We start from the raw sequence: 20,032 nt of genomic DNA on the forward strand, positions 1-20,032 counted from the left end.
TTACGCTCTGCAAACCATAAGGCCCGACGCGTTTCGGTTGTGAGTGTCCCCACGGGCCCGGCGAGTAGAGCGTCATGTTGCGTTTCAAGTTCCTGGCCTCGGCTGTTCCCCTGTTGGCGGCTGCGGTCTTCGCCCGCGCCGAGATCGGATCGGTGTCGCATCCCTGCATCGCGCTGGGCGACACATCGGTCGAGCTCACCTCGCTGTTCTGGACCGCCGGCGTGCATGTCGCCTTCACCGACGACCCCGCGCGGGCCACGGTGCGGGTCCAGATCACCGATGATGCCGACGCTGCGGATTTCGCCGTGGTCGACGACGGCCTCGGCTCCGAGCCGGACTCCTGCCAGGCCAGTCCCTCGACGCGTCTCGTCTCGATCGCCGCGCAGCCGGTCGACGGCGGCCAGGTGGTCTATCTCTCCAGCGAAGGACCAGCGGATTACCGCATCTATGTGCGCTCGAAGACGTTCTCGCCGCGCGAGGCGGCGGCGCTGATCGTCGGCGCGCGCGGCGGCCATGGCCGCTTCCAGGCGGCTTCGCTTTGAACCGTTAACACTTCGTCAACCCTGTTTGGAGGCAGCGCCAAGGCCGCAAGCTGTTCGCAAGGTCGGCGGGCCATCGTCGCACACGGCGGCGGGGGTACAGGCAAGGGTCGGTGGCGATGGGTCGGACGTTCCGGGTCAAGGTGCGCATGCGCCGCTTCAGGCGGCAGCATCCCAGGATCGCCTTCGCGATCCGATCCTTCATGATCTTCTCGGCGACCTTCGGCGGCGCCTATGGTTTCGTCTCCGGCAGCCGGTCCGACAATTCCGGCTACGATCCCCATACCTTTGCGATCGGCGCCAGCTTCCTGTTCGCGCTCGCCTGCCTCGGCCTTGCGACGCTCAGCATGCGCCTGCGCTTCGTCAATAAGCGGCTGCGGACGCTCGCCGCCCACAACGAGGCGTTGATCGACCGCAATTGGGAGCTGAAGGAGGCGGAAGAGCGCGCCCGCAGCCTGTTCGAGCAGCAGGGCGACCTCATCGTGCTGCGCGACACCGACGGCCGCATCACCTTCGCCAACGAGGCCTATTGCGCGCTCGCAGGACAGGCGCGCAGCGCGCTGGTCGGCACGCGTTTCGATTTCGATGTGCTGGAGCAGGGCGACAGCGCCCGCGAGAGCAGCGGCACGCGCATCCACGACCAGAAGCTCGCAACGCCGCTCGGCGCGCGCTGGATCGCCTGGCGCGAGGGCTATGTCCGCCTCGATGCCGGCCGGCCCGCCGAATTGCAGAGCGTCGGACGCGACGTCACCGACCGCACCGAGACCGTGCGTGCATTGTCGGAGGCGCGCGACCAGGCCGACGCCGCCAACCGCGCCAAGTCGCGCTTCCTGGCGATGGCCTCGCACGAGATCCGCACCCCCCTGAACGGCATCATCGGCATGGGCGGCCTGTTGCTCGACACCCATCTGACGCCGGAGCAGGCGACCTATGCCAGGGCGGTGAAGACCTCGGGCGAAGCCTTGATGGCGCTGATCGAGGAGCTGCTCGACTATTCCAAGATCGAGGCCGGCAAGCTCGACCTCGATCAGCGTCCCTTCGCGCTCTCGACCCTGGTCGAGGAGATCACCGAGCTGCTCGCGCCGCGCGCACAGGCGAAGTCACTCGAGATCGCCGCCTATGTCGACGAGCGCCTGCCGCTGGAAGTGGTCGGCGACGCTGCGCGGCTGCGCCAGGTGCTGCTCAACCTCGCCGGCAACGCCATCAAGTTCACGAGCAACGGCGGCGTGGCGCTGATCGTCGAGCCCGGCATCTGGCCGAACGAGATCAGCTTCCTGGTCCGCGACACCGGGATCGGCATCGCAGCCGAAGCCCAGCAGCGCATCTTCCGTGAGTTCGAGCAGGCCGACGAGCGCGTCGCCCGCACCTATGGCGGCACCGGGCTCGGCCTTGCCATCAGCGAGCGCATCGTCAAGCGCATGGGCGGCCGGATCACGCTCACGAGCGAGCCGGGCAAGGGCTCGACCTTCGAGGTCGCGGTGCCGCTTCCGCCGTCGCAAGGCGACGCCGGACAGACCGCATTTCCGAGCCCCGACCTCACCGGCAAGTCGATGCTTCTCGTCGCCGACGGCATCGAAGCCTCGCTCATTGCGCGGCGCCTCGAGCGCTGGGGCGGCCAGACCTGCCTGGTTGCGGATGCGGCGGTCGCCGAAGCGCTGCTGCCGGAACGCTCCTGGCACGCGGTGCTGATCGATCGTGCGATCGGCCCTGCCGTGGCCGACCATCTCGGTGAGGCCGCCCGCGCGCATGCCTTGCAGCGCCTCGTGCTGCTGACGTCGAGCTCGCGGCACGAGAAGCTGTCGCCGGCCTTCACCGGTTTTCTGGTGAAGCCGTTGCGCGCAGCCTCGCTCGCCGCGCGCCTTGCCCTGACCCCGGAGGTCGCCGCACCCGATCTCGCGCCGGAGCCGCCTGCGGCGTCCGCCGGCTCCGCGCCGGCGAAAGGCCTGTCGATCCTCGTCGCCGAGGACAACGAGATCAACGCCTTGCTGATGCGCTCGCTGCTGACCAAGCTCGGCCACCGCGTCGTCATCGCCGTGCATGGCGAAGCCGCGCTGGAATCCTGGCTCGCCGCCGCATCCGCCGGCATGCCTTACGATCTCGTGCTGATGGACATCCAGATGCCGCAGCTCGACGGCATCGAAGCGACAAAGCGCATCCGCGCGCATGAGGCAGCCCTTGGCGCTCAGCACACGCCGATCCTGGCGCTCACCGCCAACACGCTGGCGGAGGATCGCTATGCCTGCTTCGAGGCGGGCATGAACGGATTTCTGATCAAGCCGCTCGACCGCGAGAAGCTCGAGGAGGCGCTGGCGGGCCTCGCCGCGTCCCGGCACCTGACAGTGCCGGATCTCACGGGAACCTGATCTCGTCCGGCGATCGGAATTGAAATCGCGCGCATTGCGCGTCACGATCCTAAAAGGGGGCATTTGCCACAGAGGATTTGCGCATGAACGTGCTTTGCCGCCTCGCCCTGATTGTCCTCCTCGCTGGAATCTCTCGGCACGCAGCCGCCGATACACCGGACCTCATCTCGTCGCTCGAGCAGGGCGGCTACGTCCTGATCTTCCGGCACACCGCGACCGACGACAGCCAGAAAGATGTCTACCCCTTCAAGTTCGACGACATGAGCGCCCAGCGTCAGCTCAGCGAGAAGGGCAGGGAGGCGGCGCGCCAGATCGGGACGGCGATCAAGGACCTCGCGATCCCGATCGGCGACGTCTACACCAGCCGGCTGAACCGCGCGGTCGAGGCCGGCAAGCTGATCTCCGGCCGCGAGGTCAAGCCGGTCGAGGCCCTGACCGACAGCAGCAACGCCAGCGCATCGGGAATGGCAAACCCGACCGGCGCCAATGCCAAGGCCGGGCAGGCCGTGCGTCAGCTCGTCGGTGCGCCGCCGAAGGCCGGCACCAACACATTCCTGGTCACCCACAAGACCAACATCGCCGATGCGTTCGGCAAGGAGGCCGGCGACGTCCAGGAAGGCGAGGCCTTCGTCTACAAGGCCGGCAGCTCGGGCCCCGCCACCTTTTCAGGGCGCATCAAGATTGCCGATTGGATCGCGAAAGCGGGCAGGTGAGGGACCGGGAAGCGGCCCGGACTGCCGCTCCACCACGATGTTGTGCTACGGACGTCGTCTGGCGAACGAGTGAAGAGCTGGCGAACACGTGAGAACATCGGAAGACCGTTCATTCCTCATCCTGCTCGGCGCGATCTCCGTGGCGTTCGCCTGGGTGCTTTGGCCGTTCTCCGGTGCATTGTTGTGGGCCACGCTGCTGGCCATTATCTTCGCCCCGTTCTATCGACGGGTCCTGAAATCCGTGCCCGGAAAGCACAACCTTGCCGCACTCGCCACCGTCGTCGTGGTGGTCGTCATGGTCCTGATCCCCGTGGCGATCGTCATCGCGTCGCTCATCGACCAGGGCGGGGAGCTGTATCAGCGCATTCAGAGCGGGGAGATCAGCCTCACTCATCCCCTGCAGCAGCTGAAATCCGCGCTGCCCGACTGGGCTGCGTCCCTGTTGGATCGCCTGGCCGGCATCGATTTTTCGTCCCTGAAGGAACGTCTGTCGGGGCTGGTCGTCCCGGCCGGGCAACAACTGGCCGGGCATGCCATCAACATCGGTCAGGTGACGCTGGAGTTCGTCGCAAGCCTGCTCGTGATGCTGTACCTGCTGTTCTTCCTGCTGCGCGACGGTGACGAGCTCAATGCCCGCATTCGCGAAGCGCTCCCGCTGCGCCCGAGCCACACTGCCGAAATCCTCGATGTCTTCACCCTGGCGGTTCGTGGAACGATCAAAGGGATCGTTCTCGTCGCTTTGATACAGGGGGCGCTCGGCGGGCTGATCTTCTGGCTGCTCGGCCTGACCGCGCCGCTGCTGGCGGGCGCGCTCATGGCGATGGTCTCGCTGCTGCCCGTGCTCGGCTCCGCCCTGGTCTGGGTTCCGGTCGCACTCTATCTACTCGTGGCAGGTGCAGTCACGAAGGGGATCATCCTGCTCGCTTTCGGCACCTTCGTGATCGGCCTTGCGGACAATTTTCTCCGCCCGATCCTGGTCGGCCAATCGATCCAGATGCCAAGCTATATCGTGCTGCTTGCCACCCTGGGCGGCCTTGCGACGTTCGGTGCGAACGGCTTCGTCATCGGCCCGCTCGTCGCGGCGATGTTTCTGACGACGTGGCACATCTTCGTGGTCGCGAAGGCGCAACAGGGGGCCCGGAAATGACCGTCATGCCGAGCCTGGAGCGGGCGATCCGGCCGACGCGGAATCTCGTGCAGCAGAGGCAATAAACCGTGGCGCAGAGAGCTTGTCGGGCGCCGTCTGGCTTCCGCGGAAAACGGTATTTGTCTGAGCTGCGCGCTTGCAGTGCGGGCATAAGAAGAGATGCGCGATGGCGGGGGTCGGCTCGTCGGCGAGCAGTTCCGAGCGAAACCACTTCATCTCGATATGGCAATCCGGGCAGATCGGAGCTTCCAGCTGCTCCGCAGCGCTCCTGAGACGATCAACCATGGTGTGCCCCCGCCGTTTTCCAAGGAATAGCGGAATACCCATTGTTGGTCTGCAACAAAAGACACACCATGCCCGAACGGACAAGGCCCTCGCATCAGCGGCGATTACAGCCGCCTGAGCGCCACGCTCTCCACCACGTGATCCGGGCCCTTCTTGAGGATCAGCGTCGCGCGGGGCCGGGTCGGCAGGATGTTGTCCTCGAGATTGGCGAGGTTGGTGCGTTCCCAGATCGCGATCGCGGTGGCGGTGGCTTCCTCGTCCGACAACAGCGCGTAGCGGTTGAAATAGGATTTCGGATTGGTGAATGCGGTGTCGCGCAGCGCCAGGAAGCGCTTGATGTACCATTGCCGCAGCGCCGCTTCGTCGGCGTCGATATAGACCGAGAAATCGAAGAAGTCGGAGACCACGGGCACCGCCTTGCCGTCGCGCGGCAGCTTGCCGGTCTGCAGCACGTTGACGCCTTCGACGATCAGGATGTCGGGCTGGTCGATCTCGGCCCATTGGTTCGGCACGATGTCGTAGGTCAGATGCGAATAGACCGGCGCGCGCACGTGGCCGCGGCCGGACTTGATGTCGGAGAGGAAGCTGAGCAGCAGCGGCAGATCGTAGCTCTCCGGGAAACCCTTCTTCTGCATGATGCCCTGACGCTCGAGCACCGCGTTGGGATAGAGAAATCCGTCCGTGGTGATCAGCTCGACCTTCGGCCGCGGCGACCAGCGTGCCAAGAGCGCCTGGAGCACGCGTGCCGTGGTGGATTTCCCGACCGCCACCGAGCCGGCGACGCCGATGATGTAGGGCACCTTGCGATCCCGGATGTTGAGGAACTGGCGCTCGGCGTAATACAGCCGCTGCGTCGCATCGACATAGATCGACAACAGGCGCGACAGCGGCAGATAAATATCCTCGACCTCCTGCAGGTCGAGGCGGTCGTGCAGCGAGCGCAGCCGGTCGAACTCGCCCGGCTCCAGCGTCATCGGCGTATCGTCGCGCAGTCGCGCCCATTGCTCGCGCGTATAGACGCGGTAGGGATTGTATTGCTGCTCGGGTGCGCGGATATCCATGACGCCGCCTTTCCGTTGCGATCTGTTCGCCCTTGCCTAGCCGCCCTTGCGCGACGCCTTCTCTTCCAACCCCGACATCGAGGTCCGCTTGTCCAGCGCGGCCTCGACCTCTTCCAGCTTTATGCCGCGCGCCTTCAGCAGCACAAGGAAATGATAGAGCAGGTCGGCACTTTCAGCGATCAGATGCGCGCGATCGTTTTCGACTGCAGCGATTACGGTTTCGACTGCTTCCTCGCCGAACTTCTTGGCGCAATGCTCGGGGCCTTTGTCGAGCAGCTTGCGGGTATAGGATGCTTCGCCGCCGGACGCCGCGCGGGCGTCGATGGTTTCGGCCAGATCATGGATCGTGAAACGCGGCATCGGACTCACTCGGAAACACGCTTGGCAACAGATTTGGCCACGGCGGCCATCCCCATCCGCCAATGTAGCATCGTTACGAACCGGAGTCGTCAGGCATCCAGGCGCATCGGCAGCCCACGCCGCGCCATGTGCTCCTTGGCTTCGCGAATGGTGAATTCCCCGAAATGGAAGATCGAGGCGGCCAGCACGGCCGTGGCGTGCCCGTCGCGGATACCGTCGACCAGATGATCGAGATTGCCGACGCCGCCCGAGGCGATCACGGGAACGGGAACGCTGTCGGCGATCGCACGGGTCAGCGGAATGTCGAATCCCTGCCTTGTGCCATCGCGGTCCATCGAGGTGAGCAGGATTTCACCGGCGCCGAGCGAAACCACCTCCTGGGCATATTCGATGGCGTCGATGCCGGTCGAGTTGCGGCCGCCATGGGTGAAGATCTCCCAGCGGTCGCCGCCCGGTCGCTTGACGCGCTTGGCGTCGATCGCGACCACCACGCATTGCTCGCCGAATTTTTCAGCAGCTTCCTTGACGAATTCGCGCCGCGACACCGCGGCGCTGTTGATCGAGACCTTGTCGGCGCCGGCGCGCAGCAGCGTCTTGATGTCGTTGACCTCGCGCACGCCGCCGCCGACGGTAACCGGCATGAAGCAGGCCTCCGCCGTGCGCCGGACCACGTCCAGCATGATGCCGCGGTTCTCGTGGGTCGCGGTGATGTCGAGGAAGGTGAGCTCGTCGGCACCGGCGGCGTCATAGGCGATCGCGGCTTCGACCGGATCGCCGGCATCCCTGAGATCGACGAAGTTGACGCCCTTGACGACGCGGCCGTCCTTGACGTCGAGGCAGGGGATCACGCGCACCTTGAACATGGGTCAGCTCCTGCGCGCGTCGCGGATCAAGGTGAGGGCGGCGGCGGGATCGAGCCGGCCGTCATAGAGCGCGCGGCCCGCGATCGCACCGGCGAGCTTGTTGGCACGCGGCGTCAGCATGGCTTTCACGTCCTCGATCGAGGCGAGGCCGCCGGAGGCGATCACGGGGATCGAGATGGCGTCGGCCAGCGCAATGGTCGCCTCTAAGTTCAAGCCCTTGAGCAGGCCGTCGCGCGCGATGTCGGTGAAGATGATGGCGGCAACGCCCGCATCCTCGAACCGCTGTGCGATCTCCAGCACAGTCACTTGCGAGGTCTCGGCCCAGCCTTCGACCGCGACCTTGCCGTCGCGGGCATCGAGGCCGACCGCGACGCGGCCGGGGAATGTCTTCGCAGCGGACTTCACCAGCTCCGGATCGCGCACCGCGGCGGTGCCGATGATGACGCGGGTGATGCCCTTGTTGAGCCAGGCTTCGACGGTCTTGAGATCGCGAATGCCGCCGCCGAGTTGCACCGGAATCTTGATCGTCTTCAGCATCGCCTCGACAGCCCCGGCATTCACCGGCTTACCGGCGAAGGCACCATCGAGGTCGACGACGTGGAGATATTCAAAACCCTGCTCGGCAAAGCTCTGTGCCTGCGCAGCCGGATTGAGGTTGAACACGGTCGCGCGCGCCATGTCGCCTTGCTCGAGGCGCACGCACTGGCCGTTCTTGAGGTCGATCGCAGGAAAGAGAATCACGGTTTCCATCGCAAGAAGTTCGAGATCAGGGCCAAACCAAAGCGCTGGCTCTTCTCGGGGTGAAACTGCGTGCCGATGGCGGTGTCCTTCGCGACGATCGCGGTGACAGGCCCGCCGTAATCGGCGCGCGCGAGCACGTCCGCCTCGCTGGCGGGGTTGAGGTGATAGGAGTGCACGAAATAAGCGTGCTGGCCCTTCGGGCCGAGCGGAAGCTTGTCCAGCACCGGATGCTCCCTGAGCACTTCGAGCGTGTTCCAGCCCATGTGCGGAATCTTCAGGCTCTCGTCGCGCGGCGTGATCTTCTCGACGTCGCCGCCGATCCAGTTCAGGCCTTCGGTGATGACGTGTTCCTTGCCGCGGCTCGCCATCAGCTGCATGCCGACGCAGATGCCGAAGAACGGCCGCGCCTTGACGCGCACCGCTTCTGTGATCGCCTCGACCATGCCGTTGACGGCGTCGAGCCCACGCCGGCAATCGGCGAAGGCACCGACGCCCGGCAGCACCAGACGGTCGGCGCTGTAGGCCCGGTCCGGATCGCTGGTGACGAAGACCTTTTGCGGGCTCTCCAGGCTGCGCGCGGCACGCTCGAAGGCTTTCGCGGCGGAATGCAGATTGCCGGAACCGTAATCGATGATGGCGACGCTCATCTTGACCCTCCCGGTTCTGGAAACAACCCAATGATGCCGCCGGCCGGAATCGGCGGCGGGTTCGAGAATTGCTGACCCGGCACGCTGCGGGTCGGCGGCGGGCCGCCGCGATCGATGGCCCATTGATCATTGACGATGCCGTTCTGCTTCTGGCTCCAGCGCTCGAAGAAGCGACGCTCGGCCGTGTCATGGTCGTCGGCGACGACGATGTCGAGCTGCCGCCATTTGCCGCGCGACAAGGTCCACCGGCGCAGGCTCGAGGCCTCAAGGCCCATCAGCAGCGCGACGATGCAATCGGCGAAGAAGATCGAGGAGCGCCCGACGCCGAGGCTCGACAGCCCCGCGTTGAACGCGGCCACGAAGATCAGATAGCCGATCAGCGCCAGCCACAGCCGATTCCACAACAGCCAGAACGGACCGAAGATCATCGCCCAGAAATGGAAGCCGTCGCGTACGAACACGAACTTGTCGGTCGCGCGCAGATCGGCTCCGGCGGGTGAGGGAGCGTGAACTGTGTAGACAGGCATGGTGATGCCCCGTTCTCGAAATTCAGTGATGCCGCCAGCGGCGTTCGCCGCAAGACGGAGATGTCAGCCGCCGAGCGAGCCCTTGGTGGACGGGATTTCGCCCGCCGCCTTCGGATCGATCGCCACGGCGGTGCGCAGCGCCCGCGCCAGACCCTTGAAGCAGGACTCGGCGATATGATGGCTGTTATCGCCATATAGGGTCTCGACGTGGAGAGTCACGCCGGCGTTGATGGCAAAAGCCTGGAACCACTCGCGCACCAGCTCGGTGTCGAACTCGCCGATCTTGGCGCGGGGGAAGTCGGCCTTGAACACCAGGAACGGGCGGCCCGAGATGTCGATCACCACGCGCGTCAGCGTCTCGTCCATGGGCATGTGCACGCCGGCATAACGGGTGATGCCCGCCATGTTGCCGAGCGCCTGCTTGACCGCCTGGCCAAGCGCGATGCCGGTGTCTTCGGTGGTATGGTGATAATCAATGTGCAGATCGCCCACCGCCTTGACCGTGAGGTCGATGCGCGAATGGCGGGCGAGGAGATCGAGCATATGGTCGAAAAAGCCGATGCCGGTTGCGATATTGGCCACGCCGGTGCCATCGAGGTTCACGGAGACCTCGATGTCGGTTTCCTTGGTCTTGCGCTTGATCGTCGCGGTGCGCATTGAAATGCGGTTTCCATTCTAGCTTGGGAGCCGAAAACGCCAGTCTCTTAACAGCCAAATGACACCTTCGCTACTGCGGGAACGGCTGGACGGGCCTCACTTCTGCCTATGGTGAGCAAAATCTAGGGCCGGAACGGCCCGTTGTACGCAGGTTGTCCCCTTGGCTCCGACCGCCTAAATCAGGCCGGACAGTGAGGTATTTCATGCAGGACTCCCAGAACAGCTCCCCACGGTGGCACGGCACCACGATTCTAACGGTCCGCAAGGGCGGCAAGGTGGTGGTCGGCGGCGACGGCCAGGTCTCGATCGGCCAGACCGTGATCAAGTCCAACGCCAAGAAGGTCCGCAAGCTCGGCAAGGGCGACGTGATCGGCGGCTTCGCCGGCGCCACGGCCGACGCCTTTACCCTGTTCGAGCGGCTCGAATCCAAGCTCGAGCAATATCCGGGGCAGCTGACCCGAGCGGCCGTGGAGCTCGCCAAGGACTGGCGCACCGACCGCTATTTGCGGCGGCTGGAAGCCATGATGATCGTGGCCGACAGGGACGTCTCCCTGGTGCTGACAGGCACCGGCGACGTGCTCGAACCCGAAGCAGGCGTGATGGCGATCGGCTCCGGCGGCAATTACGCGCTGGCCGCCGCTCGGGCCCTGCTCGACACCGACAAGGACGCCGACACCATCGTCCGCCGGTCGCTGGACATCGCCGCCGACATCTGCGTCTACACCAACCGGAATGTGACGATCGAGAGCCTGACGACGGGGTAGGGCCGAGCGTCATTTGTCCGAACAAGCATCCGCAGGGTCGGTGCAACCTCTCCCGCGGGAGAGGGAGCACAGTGCCGCCGTGGCCGATAGAATGACCCCCACCTACACCTTCCGCCCGATGACCCCGGCCGACATGCCGCTGATCCGGCGGTGGCTGAAGCGGCCCCATATCGCCGAATGGTGGCACGATCCGGAGACGCTCGAATTCGTCGGCGGCGACCTCGATCATCCCGATCTGGCGCAGTTCATCGTCAGCCTGAAAGATCGGCCGTTCGCCTACCTGCAGTGCTACCGGCTCGGCGACTGGCACATCAGCTTCGGTCCGCAGCCGGCAGGGACGCGCGGCCTCGATCAGTTCATCGGCGAGGCCGACATGCTCGAATGCGGCCACGGCTCCAAATTCATCCGCGCCTTCATCGACCAGCTGTTCGCGCGCGGCGTGCCGCGCATCGTGATCGATCCAGATCCCGCCAATGCCCGCGCCATTCGTGCCTATGAGAAAGCTGGATTTGTGCCGCAGCATGCTATCGTCACGCCCGATGGTCCCGCCCTCCTGATGATCCGAGAGCCATGACGCTTGCCGCCACCTCCACCGCCAAGACCACATTCCCGCCGCTCGCTTGGACCGGCGTCGCGCTGCTGCTACTGGCGCTGCAGGCCTCGATCCTGCTTGCGATGGGGCGGGTGCCGATCTGCACCTGCGGCACCATCAAGCTGTGGCACGGCGTGGTGAACAGCTCGGAGAATTCCCAGCAGATCGCCGACTGGTACAGCTTTTCGCACGTGCTGCACGGCTTCCTGTTCTACGGCCTGACCTGGCTGCTGTTCGCACGATTGCCGTTCCTGCGTCTCTCCTGGCCGGCACGGCTGATCATTGCGATACTGATCGAAGGCGCCTGGGAGATCGTCGAGAACTCGCCCTTCATCATCGAGCGCTACCGCGCCGGCACCATCTCGCTGGATTATTACGGCGACAGCATCGTCAATTCGGTCTCGGACAATCTGGCCATGATCCTCGGGTTCCTGGCCGCACGCGCGCTTCCTGTCACCGCGACCGTGCTGCTCGGGCTGGCCTTCGAGATCGTGCTGGCGCTCCACATTCGCGACAATCTGACGCTCAATATCCTGATGCTGATCCATCCGATCGAGGCCGTGAAGCAATGGCAATCCGGCCCGCCGATCATCTGACCCAAAATGCGGCTTGTCCTTCGCCGCCTCCCGCCCTAGCTAATCAGACATGACAGACTTCTCCCCCCGCGAAATCGTTTCCGAACTCGACCGTTTCATCGTCGGCCAGGGCGACGCCAAGCGCGCCGTCTCGATCGCGCTGCGCAATCGCTGGCGCCGGCAACAGCTCACCGGCTCCTTGCGCGAGGAGGTGCTGCCGAAGAACATCCTGATGATCGGCCCTACCGGCGTCGGCAAGACGGAAATCGCGCGGCGGCTCGCCAAGCTCGCGAATGCGCCGTTCCTGAAGGTGGAAGCGACCAAGTTCACCGAGGTCGGCTATGTCGGCCGCGACGTCGAGCAGATCATCCGCGATCTCGTCGAGGTCGCAATCGCGCAGGTGCGCGAGAGGAAGCGCAAGGACGTGCAGGCGCGCGCCCAGCTTGCCGCCGAGGAGCGCGTGCTCGATGCGCTGGTCGGCGCCAATGCGAGTTCGGCGACGCGGGAATCCTTCCGCAGGAAGCTGCGCGCCGGCGAATTGAACGACAAGGAAATCGAGATCGAGACGCAATCGTCCGGCGGCGGCATGCCGATGTTCGAGATCCCGGGCATGCCTGGCGCGCAGATGGGCGCGATCTCGATCGGCGACATCTTCGGCAAGCTGGGCGGCCGCAGCAAGACGCGGCGGCTGACGGTAGAAGGCTCGCACGAGATCCTCGTCAACGAGGAATCCGACAAGCTCCTGGACACCGAGCAGCTGACGCTGGAGGCGATCAGTGCGGTCGAGAACAACGGCATCGTGTTCCTCGACGAAATCGACAAGATCTGCGCCCGCGACGGCCGCGTCGGCGGCGACGTCTCGCGCGAGGGCGTGCAACGCGATCTCTTGCCGCTGATCGAAGGCACCACGGTCTCGACCAAGCACGGCGCGGTCAAGACCGACCACATCCTGTTCATCGCATCCGGCGCCTTCCACGTCGCCAAGCCGTCCGACCTGTTGCCGGAATTGCAGGGCCGCCTGCCGATCCGGGTCGAATTGCAGGCGCTGACCCGCGACGACATGCGCCGCATCCTCACCGAGCCCGAGGCCTCGCTGATCAAGCAATATGTCGCCTTGATGCAGACCGAAGGCGTGACGCTCGACGTCACCGACAGCGCCATCGATGCGCTGGCCGACATTGCGGTTGCCGTCAATTCGACGGTCGAGAACATCGGCGCCCGGCGGCTGCAGACCGTGATGGAGCGGGTGCTGGACGAGATCTCCTTCACCGCCCCGGACCGCAACGGCGAGACGGTCCGGCTCGATGCGGATTACGTGCAAAAGCACATCGGCGACCTCGCCAAGAACGCGGATCTGAGCCGGTTCATTTTGTAATTTGGGGCGGTCACGCTATTGATGCGGCGTGACCGTACGCATCCTGCAAAATCCCTGGCGGCTCCTGCTCGCGATCAACGCGGCGGTCATCGTCGGCGTGCTCATTCACAAGATCCAGCTGCCGCCTTACGTCCCCTACATCCATCTCCTGGTCGATTATCATTTCGGCTTCATCAAGCGCGCGCTGATCGGCGCAATCGTCGCGCTGTTCACGGCGAAAGTGCCGGTGTGGCTGGTGTTCGCGCTCGGCGGGGCGACGTGGCTTGCAACGCTGGGCCTTTATGCCAGGCTCTTCCGGAAGACGTTTGGCTTCTCCGCGAGAACGCTACCGCTGTTCGTCTTCACCGCGGGCTCGCCGTTCTTCCTGAAAAACTTCATGCACACGCTCGGCCATTTCGACATCTATGGCTGCGCGCTTGCTATCATCCTGCTGCTGATGCCGGCGGGATCGCTGGTCTTCGTGGCGACGGCTGCGCTGTTCTCGGTCCTTCTCGTGCTGATCCATCACATTCATCTCTTGATGTATGTGCCGACGATCATCACCATCGTCGTGATCCGGCACTACCTCGCTTGCGGCTGCGATCGCAGCAATGTCGTCTTCGGCGTGATCGCTCTCGCCGCCGTCTCGGCGCTGTTCTTCGCCGCGCAATTTCTGGGAACGATGCCGATCGCCGAGGCGGACTTCGTCGCCTATCTGAAGAGCCGGATGGCCGATCCTGCGCGCACCGACCTCTTGCAATTCGCCTACATCTGGTACCAGCCGCTGGCGAAAGAGGTTGCCGACACCTGGGGCCGCCTGCCGCACAACGTCCTCGGCCTGCCCGTGTTCGCGCTTCTGATCTGGCTGCACACGCCGCTGTGGCGCTTCTTCGCGAGCCTGATCGGTGCGCTCGCGAGCGAGCGGCACAAGCGGCTCATCATCGCCGCGCTGGTCGGCATCAGCGTCGCCTATCTCGTGATGTTCGCGATGGTGTTCGACTATTCGCGCTGGATCTCGAACTGGGCGGTCTGCATGTTCCTGATCCTGCATGCGGTGAAGATGCTGCCGGCCAAGCAGGAAGCTGCGCCAATCCCGGCCGAGGATCGGAAGACCAACATCTTCGGTTTGATACTCACGCTGATCCCGCGCGTCGGAATCATCCGGCCGTTCTAAAATCTCGCCCTCCGAATCCGCACATACAGCGCGCCCTCGCCGCCATGGCCTATCGCGGCTTCCTCGAAGCCGACGACGAAGGCGCGGAATTCGGGCAGGCTGAGCCATTCCGGCACCTGGCGGCGGAGCACGCCGCTCTCGCCGCCGCTGCGTCCCTTGCCGGTGATGACGAGCACGAAGGTGAGGCCGTCCTGATGGGCGCGGTGCAGGAAGCCGGCCAGCGCGCGATGGGCGCGCATCTGGGTCATGCCGTGCAGATCGAGCCGCGCCTCGATCTCGCTGCGGCCGCGCGACAGCTTTGTCCGCTCGCGCTTGCCGAGCGGCGCAAGCGGCGGAATCGACGGCTTTGCGGCGCGAGGCGCCGGTGCTGCAGCAGCCGGCCTTGCCGGTAACGAAGTCCTCGTCACCTGGGAGCCGGGCGAAGGCTCGGCGCGCGGGGCGGCATGCGCCTTGGCCGCGCGCTGCTTCCGCAGCGGCTTGACATGCTTTGCAACGAGATCCCACAGCTCGCGCTCTTCCTCGCTCAGCGCGCGACGGCGCGGCGAGGGGCGAGGCTCCAGCACGGGCGGACGGGACGGTCGTTTCATTGTGGGCGATGAGGACGATTCTTCGCTGGACGGCGCGGCTCAGGGGCAGGCTCGATCGCGGGACGCGGCACCGGCAGCGGAACGGGGCCGGCGACGGCGACCGTTTCGTTCCTGCCTTGCGCCGCCGCGGCGACAGGCGTGCCGATCTTTGCCGGATCGGTCTGCGGAAACAGCTTTGCGATCTTCTCCGAGGGCCTAGGGTCCGGGATCGGCAGTTTCGCGGCGCGCGGGGCGGGATCGAGGCTCTTCGGCACCAGCATCACGAAATGCATGGGGTGACGCAGCCGGCCGGAGACGCGACCGGCATCCGCGCCGGCGCCGAAAAACAGATCGGCGCGCGCGGGACCGATGATGGCCGAGCCGGTGTCCTGCGCGATCATCAGCCGGTGGAACGGCGTCCTGGCGCGTTCGGACTCGATCGGCAGCTCGCCCTCGATGAAGAACGGCGTGCCGTAGACATGCAGCGATTTGTCGACCGCGATCGAACGCCCCGCCGTCAGGGGAATGCCTTGCGCGCCGACAGCCTCCTCCTTGTCGGACAGGTTGACCTCGCGGAAGAAGATGTAGGCGCGGTTCGCGCGGCGCAGCTCCTTGGCGCCGTCAGGGTTTTGCGTCATCCATTCCCTGATCCTCTGCATCGACATCTCCTCTTTCGGGATGATGCCGCGCTCGATCAGGATGCGACCGACCGCCGTGTAGGGATAGCCGTTATAGGCGTCGTAATTGAGCCGAACCGAGCTGCCGTCCTCGAACTTGATCCGCGCCGAGCCCTGGATCTGGGCGAACAACAGATCGGTCGGATCCTTCAGCCAGGCGATCTCAAGCCCGCGGCCGGCGATCTTGCCGTCCTCGATCTCGCCGCGGTCGTAATAGGGCACCAGCTTGCGGCGACCGATCTTGCGATAGACCGGGCCCTTGTTGGGCAGGCTGACCGAATCCTGCTTGTAGCCGCGCACGAACAGGTTCGAGGGACGGCGATAGACCGGCACGTTGTAGACATCGGTCTGCGTGCGCGATCCCTCCAGCACCGGCTCGTAATAGCCGGTGACGAAACCGTCTGGCTCGCCGAGCCGCGAGATCCGCAGCGGCGTGAAATTCTCCTCGAAGAAGATTTTCGCTTTGCCATCGTCGGTGAGATCGAGCGTCTTGGCGGCCCGGCAGGGTTCACCCAGCGAGGCACCCAAAGCCTTGGATTCGCCCTTGGCTTCGGCCGCGCCGTTCTGCGCATTGATCGACTTGCAGCTGGCGCGGAAGGTCTTGTACGCCGCGAGATGATTGTCGTCGCCCCACCCCTTCACGTCCGCCCAGGCCAGCGGCAGATATTGCGCGCCGGAAATTTCGAACGGCAGGGAGAGCTGCGGATAGGGCAAGGCCCGCGGCGGAGCGGCAGGCGTTTGCGGTAGACGATGGTGGTGATTGCGGTGGTGACGCCGCGCCGCCTCGGCACCGAGCGAAAACGACGACAGCACGACAACGCCTGCGCAAAGCGCCGTCGCGCTGTTCTTCAGGAGAATCTTAATTCGCGCTTCCGGTGCCAACCAGCTTCCAGTTCGGATCGCGAGAGGAGGTGTCGCGGGCGAAGGTCCAGATATCGGTGATGTCGGCGACCGTCTCGGCGCTGCCGTCGACGATGTTGCCGGCCTTGTCGCGGGTGGCCGAGATCATCTGCGAGACGAAGCGCACGGTGAGCTGCGCGTTGCGGTCGCGCAGCTCGGCGCCGACGAGCTCGGCCTTGTCAATCGACACGAACCGCGTCTCGGTCTTCTGCTCGTTCTTCTCGCGTTCCTTGATGGCGGCGTCGAAGCTGTCATAGACCTCCGACGACAACAGATCACGCAGCGCGCGGCGGTCGCCATTGGCGAAAGCCAGCACGATCATCTCGTAGGCGCCGCGCGCGCCCGAAAGGAAATGGCGCGGGTCGAAGCTGGAATCCTTTTCGACGATGGCATCGAGACCCTGCGCCAGCGCAGTGCCCGGCTCGGCCAGCCCCTTCCAGCGATCGGCCGGCGCGGTCGGCTCGGCCGTCGGCGCCAGCGGGGCCTGATCGATCACCTTGCCCGGCATGGTCACGACGTTGTTGTCCTGGGCACCTCCCAGCGCATTGCGGGCGGCGGTGCGATCGAACGGCGGCCGCTCGTTGCCCGTGCGCTGCCCCAGCACGCTACGCAGCCGCAAGAAGATGAAGACGGCCAGCGCCAGGAATATGATGGTGTAGATGTCCACGTCGTATCCGCTTTCTGGTCTTTTCAGGGCTCGTTGCCGGGAAAATCAATCCGGCCAGTAGACCGTTCCCTTCGGAAACGGCAAGTCTACATCACCATTTTAGGTCCATGTCAGGTCCGTGGGATGTAGGCACGAAATCTTGCCCGGCCAATGGCGCCTTTTGGCACAGCGCCAAGTGTAGCGCGTTTTATGCTTAAGGGGAAACCCGATCCTGGCCGGAAATCGCGCATCTTCAAACGTTTAAGGCGAAATTTCGCGGAAAAGGCAGGATGAACGCCCAAGGCGCGGGCGCGGCCCGAATTCCCGATCCGGGACCGTTCGTCCTTGTGGAACGAGCCGGCCCTATGTTAGCCAACCGCCGCGAAATTCAGCCCCAATCGGGTAAGGAGACACTTTCATGACCAACGGTAACGGCACCCCTCCCGAGGCGGCCCAGGCTCCCCAGCTCAATGTGCTGGCGCAATATACCAAGGACCTCTCGTTCGAAAATCCCAACGCGCCGGGCTCGCTCCAGCAGCAGAGCCAGCCGCCGCAGATCAACATCCAGATCAACGTCAGCGCCAACAATCTCAGCGAACAGGAATTCGAGGTGACGTTGTCGGTCGAGGGCAAGGCCGAGACCGCAGGTAAATTGATGTTCTCGTTCGAGCTTGCCTATGCCGGCGTGTTCCGGATCGTCAACGTGCCGAAGGAGAACCTGCACCCGCTGGTCATGATCGAGTGCCCGCGCCTCTTGTTCCCGTTCGCACGCGAGATCATCGCGACCGCGGTGCGCGACGGCGGGTTCCCGCCGCTGATGCTGGATCCGGTCGACTTCGTCGGTCTGTATCGCCAGAACATGGAGCGGCAAATGGCCGCTCAAGGCGGACAGGCGGGTCAGGCCTGAGCGGCCGCCATCGCGGCTGGAGCGGGCAGGTACTCGTTCCAGATCGCCTTGTCGCCCATGGTCGCGATGAAGGCCCGATGGGCCTCGCGCTCGGCTTCAGAAATCCGCGGCGCGAGCGGCACCAGACGTTGCCGCCGCGGCGCATCGCCGGCGCTACTGACCCTGATCTCCTCGGTGTCCGAGGCCAGCAGCAGCTGCGACTGCCGCGCCCCGACCAGATCGACATAGACTTCAGCCAGCAGCTCGGCGTCCAGCAGCGCACCGTGCTTGGTACGGTGTGAATTGTCGATCGAATAGCGCGAGCAGAGATCGTCGAGCCGGTTGGACACGCCCGGATGCTTGCGACGCGCCAGCAGCAGCGTATCGACCAGGCGCTCGCGCGGGATCGCAGCGCGCTTGATGCGGTCGAGCTCGGCATTGATGAAGCCGATATCGAACGAGGCGTTGTGGATCACCAGCGGGGCGTCGCCGATGAAGGCGAGAAAATCGTCGGCGACCTCGTGGAATAACGGCTTGGTCGCCAGGAATTCCGACGACAATCCGTGCACCGCAAACGCCTCCGCCGGCATGTCCCGCTCAGGGTTGATGTAGACGTGGTACGTCTGTCCGGTTGGCATGCGGTTGAAGATCTCGACGCAGCCGATCTCGACCAACCGGTCGCCGCGCAGCGGATCGAGGCCGGTGGTTTCGGTGTCGAGGACGATTTCGCGCATGTCTCTAAGAAGCCGTGTGGGGCGGCGAATCAGGTCCGCCGCTGCGGCATCTTAACGACCTCGGCCAGGATGTGCGCGATTTGGGCCCGCACCGGGTCAAGTCCGTGTGAGGTATCCACCACGAAATCGGCCCGCTTGCGCTTCTCGGCATCCGGCATCTGCTTGGCGATGATCGCATCGAGCTTGGCCTCGTCCATCGTGTCGCGCGCCAGCACCCGCTGGCGCTGAAGCTCCGGCGAGGTCGAGACCACGACCACGGCATCGACCCGCTTCTCGCCGCCGGTCTCGAACAACAGCGGGATGTCCAGCACCACGACCGGCGCCTCGGCCGCCTCGGCGTCGGCAAAGAATTTCTGCCGGGAAGCGCCGAGCATGGGATGAACGATCTGCTCGAGCTGCTTGATCGCGGCGGGATCGTGCACGACGCGCGCCGACAGCTGTTGCCGGTCGACCTTGCCGTTCGCGGTGGTGCCGGGGAAGGCGGCCTCGATTGCGGGGGCAGCTTCACCTTCATAGAGCTGATGCACGGCGGCATCGGCGTCGTAGACGGGAACGCCGGCCTCCGCGAACAATTTCGCGGTGGTGGATTTTCCCATCCCGATCGAGCCGGTCAGTCCGAGAATCCGCATCAGCGCCCAGCCTTCTTTCGCATCTACACCGCAATTAGCTGCTCGCTCCGCAGATACGCAAGCAGCGGCAGCAGCGGCAGGCCGAGAATGGTGAAATGATCGCCCTCGATGCGCTCGAACAGATGGATGCCGAGGCCCTCGAGCTGATAGGCGCCGACGCTAGTGGTCACGGCCTCGCCGGCGGCGTCGAGATAGGCCGAAAGCTCGGCTTCGCTCATGGACCGCATGGTCATGCGCGCCACGGAAACGTGCTCGAAAAGGATCCTGCCATCCTGCGCCACGGCGACGGCTGAATTCAGCTCGTGCGTCTGACCGGCGAGATCGCGCAATTGCACCAGCGCCTGGGCGCGGCCGGCCGGCTTGTTGAAGAGACGGTTCCCGAGGGCCAACGTCTGGTCGGCACCGATCACATAGTTTCCGGGGTGACCGACAGAGACTGCCCTGGCCTTCTCGCGCGCCAGCAACAGGCCGATCTCACGCGGGTCCGAAAGCTTTGACGCAGCCTGAATGCCGCGCTCGTCGATATCGGCGGTGACAGCTTCGAAGTCGAGCCCGGCATTGGCCAGCAGCATTTTGCGCGCGCTGCTTTGCGAGGCCAGGATCAACCGTGATGTGCCGCGCCACAGACTCAT

Annotated in this window: 24 protein-coding genes; 10 read left to right on the forward strand and 14 right to left on the reverse strand. The window is 64.9% G+C overall.

Features of this window, described 5'->3' with window-relative positions; translation table 11 throughout:
* Positions 1-74 precede the first annotated feature (74 nt).
* The 4 genes from N2604_RS01920 (at position 75) to N2604_RS01935 (ending at position 4,762) form a co-directional block, all read left to right on the forward strand.
* Entirely contained in the window at positions 75-542 is a 468-nt protein-coding gene (locus tag N2604_RS01920) for a hypothetical protein (RefSeq protein WP_260373545.1), read from the forward strand.
* 116 nt (positions 543-658) lie between these two features.
* Positions 659-2,902, forward strand: a complete 2,244-nt coding sequence (locus N2604_RS01925; protein WP_260373546.1) for an ATP-binding protein — start codon at positions 659-661, stop codon at positions 2,900-2,902.
* An 83-nt stretch (positions 2,903-2,985) separates the two neighbouring features.
* Positions 2,986-3,615 (forward strand): histidine phosphatase family protein, encoded by a 630-nt coding sequence (locus N2604_RS01930; protein WP_260373547.1) that lies wholly within the window; start codon positions 2,986-2,988, stop codon positions 3,613-3,615.
* Positions 3,616-3,703: 88 nt separating this feature from the next.
* On the forward strand, positions 3,704-4,762 hold the full coding sequence (locus N2604_RS01935) for an AI-2E family transporter (RefSeq protein ID WP_260373548.1): 1,059 nt from the start codon (positions 3,704-3,706) through the stop codon (positions 4,760-4,762).
* Between the two features lie 3 nt (positions 4,763-4,765).
* Here N2604_RS01935 and N2604_RS01940 read toward each other — a convergent pair whose 3' ends face one another.
* The 8 genes from N2604_RS01940 to hisB form a co-directional block, all read right to left on the reverse strand.
* Entirely contained in the window at positions 4,766-5,047 is a 282-nt protein-coding gene (locus tag N2604_RS01940; protein WP_260373549.1) for a hypothetical protein, read from the reverse strand.
* A 104-nt stretch (positions 5,048-5,151) separates the two neighbouring features.
* Complete coding sequence (gene coaA / locus N2604_RS01945) at positions 5,152-6,108, reverse strand: type I pantothenate kinase (RefSeq protein ID WP_260373551.1); 957 nt, start codon at positions 6,106-6,108, stop codon at positions 5,152-5,154.
* Positions 6,109-6,144: 36 nt separating this feature from the next.
* Positions 6,145-6,468: a phosphoribosyl-ATP diphosphatase gene (locus N2604_RS01950; RefSeq protein ID WP_036044993.1), complete on the reverse strand. Its 324-nt coding sequence runs from the start codon at positions 6,466-6,468 to the stop codon at positions 6,145-6,147.
* Between the two features lie 89 nt (positions 6,469-6,557).
* Positions 6,558-7,331 carry an imidazole glycerol phosphate synthase subunit HisF gene (gene hisF, locus N2604_RS01955; protein WP_018646048.1) on the reverse strand — a complete coding sequence of 258 codons (774 nt, stop codon included), beginning with the start codon at positions 7,329-7,331 and terminating at the stop codon, positions 6,558-6,560.
* A gap of 3 nt (positions 7,332-7,334) precedes the next feature.
* Entirely contained in the window at positions 7,335-8,072 is a 738-nt protein-coding gene (hisA, locus tag N2604_RS01960; protein WP_260373552.1) for a 1-(5-phosphoribosyl)-5-[(5-phosphoribosylamino)methylideneamino]imidazole-4-carboxamide isomerase, read from the reverse strand.
* Entirely contained in the window at positions 8,069-8,719 is a 651-nt protein-coding gene (gene hisH / locus N2604_RS01965) for an imidazole glycerol phosphate synthase subunit HisH (RefSeq protein WP_260373553.1), read from the reverse strand. Before hisH ends, hisA begins: the two co-directional genes overlap by 4 nt.
* The gene (locus tag N2604_RS01970; RefSeq protein ID WP_260373554.1) at positions 8,716-9,246 is read right to left on the reverse strand and encodes a DUF2628 domain-containing protein; all 531 of its coding nucleotides are present in this window, start codon (positions 9,244-9,246) and stop codon (positions 8,716-8,718) included. The genes hisH and N2604_RS01970 overlap by 4 nt, the downstream gene beginning before the upstream one ends.
* Positions 9,247-9,309: 63 nt before the next feature.
* Positions 9,310-9,903, reverse strand: coding sequence for an imidazoleglycerol-phosphate dehydratase HisB (gene hisB, locus N2604_RS01975; RefSeq protein WP_212257841.1), 594 nt, complete (start codon positions 9,901-9,903; stop codon positions 9,310-9,312).
* 203 nt (positions 9,904-10,106) lie between these two features.
* Here hisB and hslV point away from each other — a divergent pair, with 203 nt between their 5' ends.
* From hslV to N2604_RS02000, 5 genes are all read left to right on the forward strand, one after another.
* On the forward strand, positions 10,107-10,667 hold the full coding sequence (gene hslV / locus N2604_RS01980) for an ATP-dependent protease subunit HslV (RefSeq protein ID WP_260373555.1): 561 nt from the start codon (positions 10,107-10,109) through the stop codon (positions 10,665-10,667).
* A gap of 91 nt (positions 10,668-10,758) precedes the next feature.
* Positions 10,759-11,241 (forward strand): GNAT family N-acetyltransferase, encoded by a 483-nt coding sequence (locus N2604_RS01985; RefSeq protein WP_260373557.1) that lies wholly within the window; start codon positions 10,759-10,761, stop codon positions 11,239-11,241.
* Positions 11,238-11,855, forward strand: a complete 618-nt coding sequence (locus N2604_RS01990) for a DUF2585 domain-containing protein (RefSeq protein ID WP_260373558.1) — start codon at positions 11,238-11,240, stop codon at positions 11,853-11,855. Before N2604_RS01985 ends, N2604_RS01990 begins: the two co-directional genes overlap by 4 nt.
* A gap of 49 nt (positions 11,856-11,904) precedes the next feature.
* A complete protein-coding gene (hslU, locus tag N2604_RS01995; protein WP_260373559.1) occupies positions 11,905-13,209 on the forward strand; it encodes an ATP-dependent protease ATPase subunit HslU in 1,305 nt (434 codons plus the stop codon).
* Between the two features lie 28 nt (positions 13,210-13,237).
* Positions 13,238-14,362: a hypothetical protein gene (locus N2604_RS02000; RefSeq protein WP_260373560.1), complete on the forward strand. Its 1,125-nt coding sequence runs from the start codon at positions 13,238-13,240 to the stop codon at positions 14,360-14,362.
* Here the strand turns inward: N2604_RS02000 and N2604_RS02005 are convergent.
* From N2604_RS02005 to N2604_RS02015, 3 genes are read right to left on the reverse strand one after another with little or no spacing between them, the layout of a single operon-like run.
* A complete protein-coding gene (locus N2604_RS02005; protein ID WP_260373561.1) occupies positions 14,359-14,949 on the reverse strand; it encodes a Smr/MutS family protein in 591 nt (196 codons plus the stop codon). The genes N2604_RS02000 and N2604_RS02005 overlap by 4 nt on opposite strands.
* On the reverse strand, positions 14,946-16,487 hold the full coding sequence (locus N2604_RS02010; protein WP_260373562.1) for a murein transglycosylase A: 1,542 nt from the start codon (positions 16,485-16,487) through the stop codon (positions 14,946-14,948). Before N2604_RS02010 ends, N2604_RS02005 begins: the two co-directional genes overlap by 4 nt.
* Positions 16,465-17,172, reverse strand: a complete 708-nt coding sequence (locus N2604_RS02015; RefSeq protein WP_260373563.1) for a Tim44/TimA family putative adaptor protein — start codon at positions 17,170-17,172, stop codon at positions 16,465-16,467. The genes N2604_RS02010 and N2604_RS02015 overlap by 23 nt, the downstream gene beginning before the upstream one ends.
* A 397-nt stretch (positions 17,173-17,569) precedes the next feature.
* On the opposite strand from N2604_RS02015, the gene secB reads away from it, so the two are divergent.
* On the forward strand, positions 17,570-18,058 hold the full coding sequence (gene secB / locus N2604_RS02020; protein WP_260373564.1) for a protein-export chaperone SecB: 489 nt from the start codon (positions 17,570-17,572) through the stop codon (positions 18,056-18,058).
* On the opposite strand, the gene dnaQ is transcribed toward secB, so the two are convergent.
* Genes dnaQ through N2604_RS02035 form a run of 3 tightly spaced genes read right to left on the reverse strand, consistent with a single transcriptional unit; the run spans position 18,049 to position 20,032 of the window.
* Positions 18,049-18,771: a DNA polymerase III subunit epsilon gene (dnaQ, locus tag N2604_RS02025; RefSeq protein ID WP_260373565.1), complete on the reverse strand. Its 723-nt coding sequence runs from the start codon at positions 18,769-18,771 to the stop codon at positions 18,049-18,051. The two genes, secB and dnaQ, sit on opposite strands and share 10 nt — an antisense overlap.
* Positions 18,772-18,800: 29 nt before the next feature.
* On the reverse strand, positions 18,801-19,400 hold the full coding sequence (gene coaE, locus N2604_RS02030) for a dephospho-CoA kinase (protein ID WP_260373566.1): 600 nt from the start codon (positions 19,398-19,400) through the stop codon (positions 18,801-18,803).
* A gap of 23 nt (positions 19,401-19,423) precedes the next feature.
* Positions 19,424-20,032, reverse strand: a complete 609-nt coding sequence (locus N2604_RS02035; RefSeq protein ID WP_260373567.1) for a Maf family nucleotide pyrophosphatase — start codon at positions 20,030-20,032, stop codon at positions 19,424-19,426.

Origin of the sequence: Bradyrhizobium sp. CB1015, assembly GCF_025200925.1 — a bacterium.
Taxonomy (GTDB): domain Bacteria; phylum Pseudomonadota; class Alphaproteobacteria; order Rhizobiales; family Xanthobacteraceae; genus Bradyrhizobium.

Coding starts and splice junctions, on each gene's coding strand:
- N2604_RS01920 (WP_260373545.1), top strand. CDS start 75: ATGTTGCGTTTCAAGTTCCTGGCCTCGGCTGTTCCCCTGTTGGCGGCT.
- N2604_RS01925 (WP_260373546.1), top strand. CDS start 659: ATGGGTCGGACGTTCCGGGTCAAGGTGCGCATGCGCCGCTTCAGGCGG.
- N2604_RS01930 (WP_260373547.1), top strand. CDS start 2,986: ATGAACGTGCTTTGCCGCCTCGCCCTGATTGTCCTCCTCGCTGGAATC.
- N2604_RS01940 (WP_260373549.1), bottom strand. CDS start 5,047: ATGGTTGATCGTCTCAGGAGCGCTGCGGAGCAGCTGGAAGCTCCGATC.
- coaA (WP_260373551.1), bottom strand. CDS start 6,108: ATGGATATCCGCGCACCCGAGCAGCAATACAATCCCTACCGCGTCTAT.
- N2604_RS01950 (WP_036044993.1), bottom strand. CDS start 6,468: ATGCCGCGTTTCACGATCCATGATCTGGCCGAAACCATCGACGCCCGC.
- hisF (WP_018646048.1), bottom strand. CDS start 7,331: ATGTTCAAGGTGCGCGTGATCCCCTGCCTCGACGTCAAGGACGGCCGC.
- hisH (WP_260373553.1), bottom strand. CDS start 8,719: ATGAGCGTCGCCATCATCGATTACGGTTCCGGCAATCTGCATTCCGCC.
- N2604_RS01970 (WP_260373554.1), bottom strand. CDS start 9,246: ATGCCTGTCTACACAGTTCACGCTCCCTCACCCGCCGGAGCCGATCTG.
- hisB (WP_212257841.1), bottom strand. CDS start 9,903: ATGCGCACCGCGACGATCAAGCGCAAGACCAAGGAAACCGACATCGAG.
- hslV (WP_260373555.1), top strand. CDS start 10,107: ATGCAGGACTCCCAGAACAGCTCCCCACGGTGGCACGGCACCACGATT.
- N2604_RS01985 (WP_260373557.1), top strand. CDS start 10,759: ATGACCCCCACCTACACCTTCCGCCCGATGACCCCGGCCGACATGCCG.
- N2604_RS01990 (WP_260373558.1), top strand. CDS start 11,238: ATGACGCTTGCCGCCACCTCCACCGCCAAGACCACATTCCCGCCGCTC.
- hslU (WP_260373559.1), top strand. CDS start 11,905: ATGACAGACTTCTCCCCCCGCGAAATCGTTTCCGAACTCGACCGTTTC.
- N2604_RS02005 (WP_260373561.1), bottom strand. CDS start 14,949: ATGAAACGACCGTCCCGTCCGCCCGTGCTGGAGCCTCGCCCCTCGCCG.
- secB (WP_260373564.1), top strand. CDS start 17,570: ATGACCAACGGTAACGGCACCCCTCCCGAGGCGGCCCAGGCTCCCCAG.
- dnaQ (WP_260373565.1), bottom strand. CDS start 18,771: ATGCGCGAAATCGTCCTCGACACCGAAACCACCGGCCTCGATCCGCTG.
- coaE (WP_260373566.1), bottom strand. CDS start 19,400: ATGCGGATTCTCGGACTGACCGGCTCGATCGGGATGGGAAAATCCACC.
- N2604_RS02035 (WP_260373567.1), bottom strand. CDS start 20,032: ATGAGTCTGTGGCGCGGCACATCACGGTTGATCCTGGCCTCGCAAAGC.